The organism is Candidatus Methylacidiphilales bacterium (genome assembly GCA_033875315.1).
GTDB lineage: Bacteria > Verrucomicrobiota > Verrucomicrobiia > Methylacidiphilales > CAZTYG01 > JANRJG01.
The window spans coordinates 97,113-109,381 of record JANRJG010000003.1; the positions used below are offsets into that span (position 1 = coordinate 97,113).

At 59.5% G+C, this 12,269-nt stretch carries 8 protein-coding genes; 2 read left to right on the forward strand and 6 right to left on the reverse strand.

Annotation, left to right across the window (positions count from 1 at the left end):
• Positions 1 to 2 precede the first annotated feature (2 nt).
• From SFU85_00470 to SFU85_00490, 5 genes are all read right to left on the reverse strand, one after another.
• Positions 3 to 2,162: a right-handed parallel beta-helix repeat-containing protein gene (locus SFU85_00470; GenBank protein ID MDX6765243.1), complete on the reverse strand. Its 2,160-nt coding sequence runs from the start codon at positions 2,160 to 2,162 to the stop codon at positions 3 to 5.
• Positions 2,163 to 2,169: 7 nt separating this feature from the next.
• A complete protein-coding gene (locus SFU85_00475) occupies positions 2,170 to 3,504 on the reverse strand; it encodes a glycosyl hydrolase family 28 protein (protein ID MDX6765244.1) in 1,335 nt (444 codons plus the stop codon).
• Between the two features lie 31 nt (positions 3,505 to 3,535).
• Positions 3,536 to 4,234: a LamG-like jellyroll fold domain-containing protein gene (locus SFU85_00480; GenBank protein ID MDX6765245.1), complete on the reverse strand. Its 699-nt coding sequence runs from the start codon at positions 4,232 to 4,234 to the stop codon at positions 3,536 to 3,538.
• Positions 4,231 to 5,343, reverse strand: coding sequence for a Gfo/Idh/MocA family oxidoreductase (locus SFU85_00485; GenBank protein ID MDX6765246.1), 1,113 nt, complete (start codon positions 5,341 to 5,343; stop codon positions 4,231 to 4,233). The genes SFU85_00480 and SFU85_00485 overlap by 4 nt, the downstream gene beginning before the upstream one ends.
• A 105-nt stretch (positions 5,344 to 5,448) precedes the next feature.
• Positions 5,449 to 6,513: a LacI family DNA-binding transcriptional regulator gene (locus tag SFU85_00490; GenBank protein MDX6765247.1), complete on the reverse strand. Its 1,065-nt coding sequence runs from the start codon at positions 6,511 to 6,513 to the stop codon at positions 5,449 to 5,451.
• A 151-nt stretch (positions 6,514 to 6,664) separates the two neighbouring features.
• On the opposite strand from SFU85_00490, the gene SFU85_00495 reads away from it, so the two are divergent.
• Together SFU85_00495 and SFU85_00500 are read left to right on the forward strand one after the other, a co-directional pair.
• Positions 6,665 to 8,746: a glycoside hydrolase family 52 protein gene (locus SFU85_00495; GenBank protein MDX6765248.1), complete on the forward strand. Its 2,082-nt coding sequence runs from the start codon at positions 6,665 to 6,667 to the stop codon at positions 8,744 to 8,746.
• A 360-nt stretch (positions 8,747 to 9,106) separates the two neighbouring features.
• A complete protein-coding gene (locus SFU85_00500) occupies positions 9,107 to 10,363 on the forward strand; it encodes a Mur ligase family protein (GenBank protein MDX6765249.1) in 1,257 nt (418 codons plus the stop codon).
• A gap of 134 nt (positions 10,364 to 10,497) precedes the next feature.
• On the opposite strand, the gene SFU85_00505 is transcribed toward SFU85_00500, so the two are convergent.
• A complete protein-coding gene (locus SFU85_00505; GenBank protein MDX6765250.1) occupies positions 10,498 to 12,195 on the reverse strand; it encodes an AAA-like domain-containing protein in 1,698 nt (565 codons plus the stop codon).
• Between the last annotated feature and the right edge of the window lie 74 nt (positions 12,196 to 12,269).

Below are 12,269 nucleotides of genomic sequence, written 5' to 3' on the forward strand. Positions count from 1 at the left end.
CTTCAGGGCTGCTGCTGTTGGTTGGTGGCCTCGATGTCCTGCAGTGAATCGAAACGACGCTCGGTCTTGCCTTCACGCAGCAACTTCATGTCGCGCGGCGGCACCACCTTGCGGAACTCGTCCTGCTGGAGGCCGATTTTTGCCAACGGGATGGCGCGGAGGGGCGCCAACGAAGCCGGCAATTGCGCGGCTTCAGGGATGCTGAAATCCAGTTCCTGGGCACCGGGCAGCAGGGTGGCATCGGCCGACTCCACGTTATCGACGTTGGAGAATCCGGGTGATTCGGCGATGTTGGAGAAGTAGCGCGTATGGCGGACATTCGCGACGAGGAGGTTGGACTCGATCTTGAGACCCGAGGGGGCATCGGGGCGTCCGTCCAGTATGCCCACCAAGGCAGGATATTGTTCGCTCCAGGGAGGGCTTTGGTAGGGCACGGAATCGAGATCGCCGCGCAGTCTCTTGTCGGTGGCGACGTATTTGCGGGAGATACCGCGATCATCGATGTGGATCCCGATCGAACACTCCGCAAAAATATTGTTTTTGAGCAGATGGTCATGGCCGCCCCCGATGAATCCGCCCGAGGCCGCCTTGTAGACGATGTTTTCTTCCACGATCGAACCGCAACTTCCGTCATCGAGGTAAAAGGCATTGGCATTCATGCTGTGGTGGACGAAGTTGTGCCGTATGATGTTGCCGCGGGCGGTCCAACCGGAATTGGTGTAAAAGGCCCCGAGATCGCCCGCACCCAGGCCGCAGCGGTAGATGTCATTCAACTCCATGAGGTTGTTGTTGCCGGCGAAGACGATGCCGGCCGAAGGAACGTCGTGGATGCGGTTCTGGGACACGTGATTGCCGACAGTGGGGGATTTCGTTCCCTCGCCGACGACAATGCCGGGGGCCGGGAAATAGACCCCGATCCCGGTGACGAGGTTGTTGGTGATTTGGTGTTTGCCAGGTGTGAGGGTCGCGCGGTCACCCCCGGTCAGACGGATGCCGGACTGGCCGGTGCCACTGATGTCGCAACTGCGGACCTCGTGGTTTTTCCCACCGTCGATCCACACGCCGTGATCCCCGGCCTGGCGGATGGTGCAACCGAGGATACGGATGCCCTCGCCCCCCTTGATGGAAACGGCATGGCCGAGCGAGCATTCCAGGGTCAATCCGCGCAGGACGATATGGGAGGCATCCGAGAAGGAAACCAGCGGGACATTGCGGTCGGCCAGCAGGAGGCTTCCCTCGGTGATTGGCGCCGGCGGCCAGAGGTAGAGGATGCCGGTGGCGAAATTGAGCGACCATTCGCCGGGCTGGTCGATTTCCTCCAGCAAATTGAGGGCATGCCAGGGCTCCTTGCCATCGCCGTTGCCGATGCCGTTTTTGTCACGGGCGTATTTGGAACCGATGCCGTTGCCCACCGGGGCGGCGAAGGTGATGGTCCGGGTAACCGGATCGATCTTGGCCACGCGCACGACCTCGATGTGCCAGGGAACCCGCCAGAAACCCCGGAGCCAGACCCCGCCGTCCTCCAGCGCGGTCAACCACCGGGCCGGATCGTCCTCCCGGTAGATGAACGTTCCCGGGCCGGGGGGCTTGAGGCCGCTTTCAACCACTTCTTTCATGGTGCTGTACACCTGGCCGTTGGGCCAGCGGGAGAGCGGGAGCCGGTTGCCCTTGAAAAAGACTTCAAGGAATTCAATCTTGCGGAAGACATTGGAAAAAGAGGCCGGGGTCAGACCGAGTGCCTTGACGTCAATCGCCACCACTTGGCCGCGGGCCTCGGGCCGGAGACGCTCCAGGAGGGCGGCATCCTCGACTTTTTTGACGGCAGCAGGCGGCACACGAAAGCCGGCCGAGATACGGGCCACCCCGCCTTCGGAGGAGCGGTAAGTGACCGGATTGGCGGCGGTGCCGGATTCGGCCGAACCAAATGAGATCCCATCACGCTGGAGATGAAGCCCGGGGGCGAGCCAGACCGTGACCGGCTGGGCGGGGTTTTTCTCGCGCTCCGCCACCACCGCCTGTTGGGCGCGTTCGATCGTGGCAAAGGGCTTGGAACCGGTCCCCGGATTGCTGTCGGAGCCGGAGGGGGAAACATGGAATTCGGCGGACAACAGAACAGAGGGCAAAAGCAATGCCGGAGAAAGGATCAGGAGGATGGGCTTCATAGAGGGGTTAGCGGAGAGTGAGGAATTCCTTGTCGGAGGCCATGGACCTTCCTTGGATGCGGATGTCCTCCCAATGGAGATCCGAGGCGTCCTCGGCGACACAGGGCGGACGCTGGTCATCGCCGCGCAGATCAAGCCGGATGTTGCGGAAGCGCAGGTCGCGGACGTGGCGGAGGTAAAGCCCCCAGGCGGGAAGGGGGTGGAAGGAGGGGAACTCGGGATAGGCCGTTTCCTGTTCCTCGACCACTGCGGCCGCATCGGCCGCGCTGCCCCCGCCGGGGAAATCGAAACGGATGTTTTCCATTTCCAGGCCTTCGATGCAATGGCCGGGGATGCCGGTGATGATGATGCCGGCCTTGCGCTTCAACTTGCCATAGAGAGGGTAACCCTCTTCCCACACGCTGCCGCTCACGTTGCGGATGGAGACGTTGCGCAGGATGCCCACCGGCCGTTCGGGCTGGTCGGCATGGTAGCGGCGCATGCGGGAGCCCAGCCGGATGAATATGGGACCGGAGACGTTGTCCATGATGATGTTGTTGATCTGCACGTTCTCCAAGCGGGAGCCGTCCATGCTGATGATCTTCAGTCCCCCGCCATGGGTGTCGCGGATCACGCAGTCGCTGATGATGATGTTGCGGAAATCACCCGCCGACTCGGTGCCCAGCTTGAGCGCACCCCAGACACTCCGGATGACACAACCGGTGACCACGATGTTCTCGGATGGTGTGGCGCGGGTCGATTTGATGCAGATGGCGTCATCCCCGCAGTCCAGGTCACAGGCGCTGATGCGGAAGCGGCGGCAGGAATCGATGTCGATGCCGTCGTTGTTGCCGTTGGTGTGGCTGTGGATGGTGATGCCCTGGACCAGGACGTTTTCGCAACCGAGGTAATGGCTGACCCAGCCGGGGGAATCCCGCAGGGTGATGCCGGTGACCTGGACGTCACGGCAATCGACGAAGCGGAGGAGGAACGGCCGGCCGTCCTCTTCATAGCCGAAGGCCCCGCCGTTGCCATCGATGGTGCCCTGGCCGGAGAGCCCGACCCCGGTGGCGCCAACGGCGTACAGGAGGCAGCGGTTGCGCTTCTGGCCGACGGCGTCGGTGAAGCTGCCCTCAATTTCCGGGTAATCGACCAGGTCGGCACTGCCCTTGAGACAGGCCCCGTTTTCCAGGTGGAGCGTGACACGGTCCTTGAGTTGGAGCGTTCCTGTATGATAGATCCCTGCGGGGACCAGGACGGTCCCCCCGCCGGTGGCGGCACAGGCATCGATGGCGGATTGGATGGAGCGGGTCTGGGCGGTGGCGATCCCGGCCACGGCCCCGTATTCAGTGATGACGATCATGCGAAGACTCGGCGGAAGGATGTGCCAAGGTTCAATTGAACTTGGGCAGGGAGATCTGGAGATCGGCAATGCGGCCGGTGAAGGCACGGCCGTTGGCGAAGCCCACACCGACGACATTGCTGTCGGTTTTTTTCGTCCCTTCACCCGGGATGGTTTGGGTCATGACCAGGCCGTTGACGCGCAATTCCATTTTGGAGCCGACCACGGTGGCTTCGATGTCGTTCCATTTGTTGGGATTGATCGGGCAACCAACCTCGGCGGCGGTTTTGCCATCCGCCCCGTACCAAACGATGAAGAGGATCTGCCCCCGTTTGACGGCGTAGCGCAGTTCACACTGTTGGAAGATGTAAACCACGGTCTGCCAGTCGACCATGTTGGCACTGTCGACCGGTTTGACCTGCGCGGCCAGGCGGATGTTTTCCCCGATGACCAGTTTTTGCAGGGAGGAAGCGGCGGCGGTCTGGGTGCCATCAAAGACCAGGGCCTTGCCCCCGCGGGCCTCGGTGTCGGCTTCGATCTTGGTCGAGTTCCCGCTCAGGAAGACAATGTTGTTGCCGCTGCTTTTTTCCTCAATGGCCGTACCGACGGGTGTTTCCACGGTCTGGGACATGTCCCATTTGAAGTTGAAGTCGGGCGCCGAAGGTGCCGCTTGCAGGCCGGGAAGCGTGGCAGCCATGGACAAGATCAGGGCTGCGGATCTGGAAATAAGGGTGATGGGTGTGTTTTTCATGAGTAAATATAGGCCGGCCGCGCCGGAATTTCCACATTCTCTGTCTGGCCGGTCCGACCGGCCCGGGCGATGGCGGCGAGAAGCTGCAGCCCATAGAGGACCCCGTCGCGGTTCTGCGGCGGAACGCCGGGCTCCCCGCGCACGGCCCGGGCGAAGGCCTGCCATTGGTACCAACCGGCGTAGGCGCCCGGGGGCGTCTGGAAACGGGCCATGCCATTCGGGGACTGCAATTCCAATACCGCGTAATCTTCCCCCATATCCGGGGCATCCAGGCGCACCATCCGTCGCCGGATCGTGCCGTGTTCATAATTCAGGACCACTTCATCCTGGTAGGGTTTGCCGTCCCCGACACAAAACGAGGCCATGACACTGGCGGTGGCACCGTTGGTGAATTCAATGCCGGCCTGGGCATGGTCCACCGTGGGCCTGCCGGTGAACATCCGCGATTGCAGCACATGGACACGTGAGGGAGTGCCGAGCAGGGGCAGGAAATCGTTCAGAAAATAGATGCCCAAGCGGAGGATGGGGGCCACCGGGCAAAGCGCGGGATCGTCGTACCAGGTGCCGTTGGCCTGCTCCCGGTACCGGGCCCAGGTCGAGGCCTGCATGGAAACCGGCCGCCCCAAATCGAACTCGGCCACCCAGGTTAGAATCTGGTTCACATCGACCGCCGGCACGGGCGTGGGGGAATTGAGATGGATGGTCAGACCCCGTTCGCGGGCCTCGTCCAATACGCGGGCCGCGGCGACCACGTCGGTCTCGAACGGTTTGGTCGTCATGACATGACGGCCGGCGGCGATGATGCGCGAGATCAACGAGGCCCGCCCGAGCGGTCCGGTGAATACCCCGATGGCTTCGATCCGGGGATCTTCCAACAGCACATCCAGATCCCGCGCATGATCCAAGCGGAATTCTTTGGCCAACTGCCCGGCCTTTTCCTGGTTCTGGTCACAAAGGCTGACCAGTTCAATGTGGGGAACCGAGCGTCGGATGTGGCGAGCCACGCCTTCACCAAAGTTCAACCCAAGCATCCCCATCCGAACCGGAGCGGACCCGTTTAGGCCGACCCCGTTGGCGTTCACCTCGGGCCTCGCGGTCGAAAGTCTCATGTAGTGCAAATGCTGGATCTTCTTTGCTGAGAAATAAAGAAAAATAAAGAGATATCGCCAGCAAAGAGTCCCTATGGCGCCGTTTTCGGCCGTTCTGGGGGCTTTCTAGGTCGCCAGGGTGCTCTCGCCCTGCAGGAATTCACAGGGGAGCAGGATGGTGCGTCGCGACTCGTTGGGGTTGGTGATCCGGGTCACCAAGCGACGGAGGGCGGCTGCACCCAATTCTTCCGAGCTGGAGAGGGTGGTGGTCAGGATGGGCCTGCCGTAGGCCCTTGATCCTGAAGCGCCATGGAAGCCGGTCAGGGCCAGGTCCCGCGGGATGGAAAGACCGCGCGCCAAAGCCAGCCCGTGGATCGACTGGGAAAGATTTTCGCTCGCCCCCACCCAGTGGCGCACCCCTTCCCCCATTTTTTGGAAGACCTTCGACGCCCCCGCCAAATCGGCCAACTGCCTCTCGTCCAGGGTTTCCGCCAGCGAAGTCTCGACCACCAGGTCCTGCTGGAAAGGAAGCCCATTTTCGGCCAGCGCTTCGACATAGGCCCCGAAACGGGACCGGGACCAACTGACTTCGCGACAAAAGCCGAAGAATCCGATTTTGCGTGCCCCCTGGGCCACCAGATGGGCCACCAAAAGCGACATGCCTTCACGCTCTTGGATGCCGATGCAGTCGAGCAGGACGCCCGGATAGGTATGGACCACGGTCACCACCGGAATCCGATCGGCCAGGTAACGCACCACACTGTCAGGCCAGCGGTGCAGGAGGATGACCCCCTGGGCTTCTCCCGAGCGAAGGACATTCGGCTGGAACTGCGGGTCCAGCAACCGCTCGCAATCCTCCGGACGCGAATGGTGTGAAATCAGGGTGAGGTTCTGCTCGACCGAGGCCGCGCTCAAGCCGGACAGATAGGCCCCGTCCACCGAGGCATCGCCCGCTTGGGAAAGCATCAGGACGGTGCGGTTGGCCTGCGGCGACTTGTTCCGGTTCTCCACCTGGTATCCCAGACTGCGCGCCACTTCCAGGACCCGCTCCCGCGTCGTCGGGTGGATGCTCGGGGAATTGCGCAGCGCCCGAGAAACGGTGGAGGCCGAAACCCCCAGTTTTTTGGCAATCACCGCCAAGTTGACTTCGGTCTTGGCAAACCCCATTTCCACCAATGATCTTCTCGGCATAGCTCCCTTTGTTGGGCAAACCATAACCATTCATTTTCAAGTGGCAAGGCCCGTCTTCTTTATTTGGGTATTGTTTCTATCTTAGTATGCCGCGGAATGCATGATAATGACTTGAGGCCGGTCTTCTTCTTGAGCTACCATGGCTTTTCCTATGAACGCCTCCGACTTTTACAACACCCAACACAGTCCCATCGGCGCCTTCGCCAGCTTCACCCTCGGCGCCAAGGGCCCCCGCGGCGGCTTCGGACTGGAAATCGGCAAACCCGCCGACGAACACGTGCTCATCGGCTTGGAAAATCGTGAGGACGACAGTTTCTCCTACCTTCCTTTCTGCCAGGAAATCCTGGACGACAGTTCCAATTTCGACCTCGCCACCGATCCCCGCCAAAAAGCCTTCCGGATGGACGCCTTTGCCGACGAGGCCATCACCCGGACCCTGACCCCCGCCACCGACACCTGGGTGGCGGGCGACCTGACCTTCACCATCCACACCCCGGTCGGCGAGGCCCCCCCACCCTCGGCCCCGCGGGCGGTGCGTGAGCTGGCCTATGCCCCGGCCCTGGCCGTTGAAATCACCGTCGACAACCGCCAAGGCCGCAAGCCCCGCCGCTGCTTCTTCGGCTTCCAAAGCAACGACCCCATGCGCCACATGCGCCGCCTCGACGATACCGCCCCCTTCCCCGGCCTGGCCTGTGGGTTGACCACCGCCATCGCCAGCAACACCCCCGGCGTCTGGTCGGCCCAGGCCTTCACCTGCGAGCAGATCCTGGCCGGGGCCCACGACTTCAACCGCGGCTGGGGGCTCGGCCGCGTCGGCCTGCTCGTCGGCACCACCCCCGCCGGCAAGACCCGCACCTTCCGCTTCGCCGTCTGCTTCCACCGCGCGGGCATCGTCACCACCGGCATGCCCGCCAGCTACCACTACTACCGCTTCTTCAAGGACCTCGAGTCCGTGGCCTCCTACGCCCTGAAAAACTTCCCGGCCCTGAAGAACCGCGGGGCCGCCTTCAACCGCCGCTTCCTCAAATCCAAGCTTTCGCCCGAACGCAAGTTCATGCTCGCCCAGGCCCTGCACAGCTACTACGGCAGCACCCAGTTCCTCGATATCGGCAAGGAAAGCATGTGGATCGTCAACGAGGGCGAATACCGCATGATCAACACCTTCGACCTGACCGTCGACCAGCTCTTCCTGGAAATGGAATTCCATCCCTGGACGGTGGCCAACGAGCTCGATTGGTTCACCAAGCGCTACGCCTACCGCGACAAGGTCCGCCTGCCGGGCTCCGAACGGGAATTCCCCGGCGGCCTCAGCTTCGCCCACGACATGGGCATGGCCAACCACTTTTCCGTCCCCGGGCGCTCGGTCTACGAGAAAGCCGGCCTGCATGGCTGCTTCTCCCACATGACCCACGAGGAATTGGTCAATTGGCTGGTTTGCGGCCTGGTCTACCAACACCACACCGGCGACAAAGCCTGGACCCGCAAAAATCTCCCCGTTTTCCGCGACTGCCTCGACAGCCTGCTCCGTCGCGACCACCCCGATGCCGCCCGTCGCGACGGTCTCATGTCGGCCGACAGTTCGCGCTGCCAGGGCGGGAGTGAAATCACCACCTACGACAGCCTCGACGTCTCCCTCGGCCAGGCCCGCAACAACCTCTACCTCGCGGTCAAGACCTGGGGTGTTTACACCGGACTGGAGCACTTTTTTGCCCGGCAAAAGGATCCCCGTCGCGCCGCCCTCTGCCGTGAACAGGCCCTCCGCGCCGCCGCCACCCTCACCGCCTCGGCCGATGCCGACGGCCTGCTGCCCGCCGTCATCAACGAAAACGTCACCAGCCGGATCATCCCGGCCATCGAGGGTCTGGTCATCCCCTGGTCGCTCGGCCTGAAGGAAGCCCTCGACCCCAAGGGGCCCCACGGCCCGCTCCTGGCCGCCCTCAAGCGCCACCTCCAGGGCGTCCTGCGCCCGGGCCTTTGCCGGTTCCCCGACGGCGGATGGAAAATCAGTTCGACCAGCGACAACTCCTGGCTCAGCAAGATCTACCTCTGCCAGTTCATCGCCGAAAGCATCCTCGGCCTCGAACCCGACCGGGAAGCCGACCGGGCCCACGCCGCCTGGCTGCAGGACGCACGCAACCAGTATTGGGCCTGGAGCGACCAGATGGTCGCCGGCGAAGCCAAGGCGAGCAAATACTACCCGCGCGGCGTCACTTCCATCCTCTGGATGAGCTGATGAAATGATGGGTTAATCGGTTGATGACGGACGGCGGACGTCAGATGACGGAGGTCGGCTTGGTGGAGCGGCTGGTGCAAGAAAGCTTCGATCTCGTCTATCTTACTCGATCTCGTGCTCGTTCTCTCCCATTCAGAGAGTACGAGTAGCAGATTAAAGGCAGCAGGCTCTTGATCCCGAATCCAACTAAGGAGGCCGCGGGGTCGACTCCTGAAGGCCTGTTGACTCCATCCCGAACGGCGACCTTTCATTGACTTGCCCCCGCTGCATCGATTTTATCAGGGGATGGAGGAAGGGGGGAATCTGTCGGACAGGGCCATGCCGGGTGGGATCAAGTCCTTGCGCCGGTTGCTTTGGCTTTTGCCCCTTGCTCTCCTGGATTTTTCCCACCGGGTGGATTTCGGCGTCCAATTCAACCAGTTCCTCTGGCCGGTCATGGAGCACGTGGGGCGCTGGTATCGGGGCCTGACACGGAAACGACAGTCTGTCGTCGTGGTGGTCGGTTCCCTGGGAAAAACAACGACCACCCGATCCCTCATGCAAGTGCTCCAGGGCAAGACGCCCCATTGGATTCATGCCTGGGACAATTGCTTTTCCCTGGTCAGTTTCAACCTGATGCGCCAGGGCCTGTGGAAACGCTGGGCGGTTCTCGAGGTCGGGATCGGCCGGAAAGGCCAAATGAAACGCTATGTCCCGCTTTTGCAACCGGACATCGTGGTCGTTACGGCAATCGCCTCGGACCATCAGCGTGATCTGGGCGGCCCGGAGGGCGTGTGGCAGGAGAAGGCCGAAATGGTCCGGGCCCTCGGGGCGGACGGATGGGCCGTGCTCAACGGCGATGACGCGAATGTCCTGCGCATGGGCACGATCACCCGGGCGCGGATCCGCACCTTCGGGTTCCATGCATCCTGCGACGTTTATGCCGCGGATCAGGAGACCGGTCCCGAGGGCAGCCGGTTTCACCTGCACGCCGAGGGCCGGACGATTCCCGTCCGCAGCCGTTTGATCGGGTGCGCGGCCGTCCGGGCCCAACTGGCGGCCGTCGCGGTGGGGCGGCTGTGCGGCCTGTCATTTGACGCGATCAAGCAAAGGCTGGAGACGCAGGAGCCGACCCCGGGGCGGATGCAGCCCATCGTGCTCCAGAGCGGCGCGATCGCGCTGTGCGACGACTTCAAGGGAAGCTTCGAAACCTTTCATGCGGCGTTGGATGTGCTGTCGCCGATCCGTGGAGGAAATCGGGTGGTGGTTTTGGGCGGACTCTACCAACCTCCAGCCCCCCGCCTTTCACGCTACATCAAGATCGGCCAACATCTGTCGGAATCAGCCGACCGGGTGATCCTGCTGGGAAACCACACCGGCCTTTACCGGAGATACCTGCATGGGGCCCTGAAAGAAAAGGAAAACGGGGTGACCGTGGCCCGGACCGTTGGAGAAGCCGTGCAGCAACTAAGGGCCGAACTCCGGGCGGGCGATGTGGTGCTGCTCAAAGGGCGGGGCGAGCAGAAACTCTCCCGGATCGCCCACGAACTGGCCGGGAAGAAAGTGGATTGCCGACTGGCTTTCTGCACCTTTGAGAATGTGCTTTGTCAGGATTGCCCTAAGTTGGCCAGAGGCTAAAGTGTTTTCTGTTTCATCTGAAAATCGTTCTCATACTCGCTCTCGTGCTCGTTCTCTCTCTTCCCGAGAAAATCGCAAACTGCTTCGATTTCCAATCCATCAAGAGTCGCGGGTTGACCCCGTGCGCACTCTTTTCAATCAGCCGGAAACTGACGCGCCTTATTTAACCAATCGCAATACTTTCTATCTATTTGCCAGTCGAGAAGTTCAAGGTAATCCACACTGACTCTATTTGAAAGCCTTTGCTGTGAAGCTACGGCACGTTCAAAGCGCTGAGGAGAAGTCAACTTCCACTTTAATGCTGCTCGTCGATAAAAGATGTAAGCTAAATCAGAATTATGCTTCTCAAAAAGCTCCCCAAGCCAAGCCGCAACCCACCCCTGATTGATGAGCACCAACTGGTCTTTTGCCTTTTCGAGGCACCAAGCAGACTTAATCAAACACGTCTCAGCCCAAGTATTGTCGCCCTTGAAGAATAAACATCGCCCAATATTACCATAAAAAGAACCACCTCGTTCTCTATCAATTACAAGTGGATTGATAACATCTTCAAGACTGGTAGCGCCGAGAAAATAAATCAAAGCCTGCTCAACCTCTCCCGAGTCACGTTGCGCCAATGCAAGGTTGTGCTCACAATCGTGACGGGTATCTAGATTGCCAGCTGTTTTCACTTCAACCCCACGCTTCCCCCATTCTTTTGCAAGCTCAAATTCCCCGCGCGTCCAATACATATATGTGCGCATGCCACATGCAGCTACATAACGCGCAGTTGCTCCTGCTACGCCCCGCTCAAATCTAACTATAAATTCCTCAGCATCAGCAAATCTACCTAACTGTGTAAGCGCTTCCACCAATTCAATCAATACATCGTCCTGAATCTTCTGATCGGCTCCAGCTGGTAAACTAAGGTCAATGTTGGCATATAAAGCACTGGCCCATTTTACAAACTCTTCTGCATATCCATTACGGAGTAGAGGCTTCCTAATTTCTTCTAAAGCCAACAAGGCCTTAAGCACTTCTCCACTATTGATTAACAACTCTACTTTAGCCGTCCAGTTTTGTAAAACTTCATATGAAACGTCCTGACCCAAAGTAGGGCGGAGCTTCACAATCATCTGATCAAAAAACAATAGGATCGCAGAAATATAAGGGCTTCGCTCAGACTGTGAAAATTGTCTTCGAACAAATTCTCTCAATAGCGGGTGTAATTCAATAGTATCTGGAGCACTTGACGGTGTTTTCACAACAACCAGATCTAGTGCAGTTAATTGACGAAGAGCCTTAGTGAACTGATTAGAATTCAACTCCAGTGCAACGCATTGAGCGATTTCTCTTTCAGTCTCGGGTCGCACCATTTCGGCTAAGTAACGTAAAAGCTTTTGATGCTTCGGTTTCAAAGAACGCCATATCTCTTGGAGCATTGCGTTTGGAAGTCCAGCATCTTTGCCTGCGCGAATACGTCTAATCAAATCGACGAGTTCAACTCTATTTGTCAGAACCTGCATCGCGATTAGGTTTATCCATAAAGGGTGCCCTTGAGTTAAATCGTGAACCTCATTTATATGTTTTGGTTCTACGGTAAGACCCCGAGCAGCGAATAACAGTTGAGCTTCAGCAACAGTTAGGCCATGTAACTCTAATTGCAAAAATGTTGGTTGCTCATAAAGTAACTTTGGTCTACAAGTGAATACGTACTTTGACGTGCCAGCGTTTTTCGCAGCACCCTCAATTAGTAAATTCATTGCCTCTACTGCTTTTGCGCGATAAACATCTACATATTGATCAATGTTATCAAACACAAACACCGCCCGTAATGATAGGGTAATGTTCAAAAAGAGCTTGATTATTGATTCCGTACTTTCCTCTAGAAAGTCTTCTGCTCGACGTTGCCCATTGGTCAGTCGAA

What these genes read in the sequence shown, in the direction of transcription:
- SFU85_00470 (MDX6765243.1), bottom strand. Translation starts at nt 2,162, where the DNA reads ATGAAGCCCATCCTCCTGATCCTTTCTCCGGCATTGCTTTTGCCCTCT.
- SFU85_00475 (MDX6765244.1), bottom strand. Translation starts at nt 3,504, where the DNA reads ATGATCGTCATCACTGAATACGGGGCCGTGGCCGGGATCGCCACCGCC.
- SFU85_00480 (MDX6765245.1), bottom strand. Translation starts at nt 4,234, where the DNA reads ATGAAAAACACACCCATCACCCTTATTTCCAGATCCGCAGCCCTGATC.
- SFU85_00485 (MDX6765246.1), bottom strand. Translation starts at nt 5,343, where the DNA reads ATGAGACTTTCGACCGCGAGGCCCGAGGTGAACGCCAACGGGGTCGGC.
- SFU85_00490 (MDX6765247.1), bottom strand. Translation starts at nt 6,513, where the DNA reads ATGCCGAGAAGATCATTGGTGGAAATGGGGTTTGCCAAGACCGAAGTC.
- SFU85_00495 (MDX6765248.1), top strand. Translation starts at nt 6,665, where the DNA reads ATGAACGCCTCCGACTTTTACAACACCCAACACAGTCCCATCGGCGCC.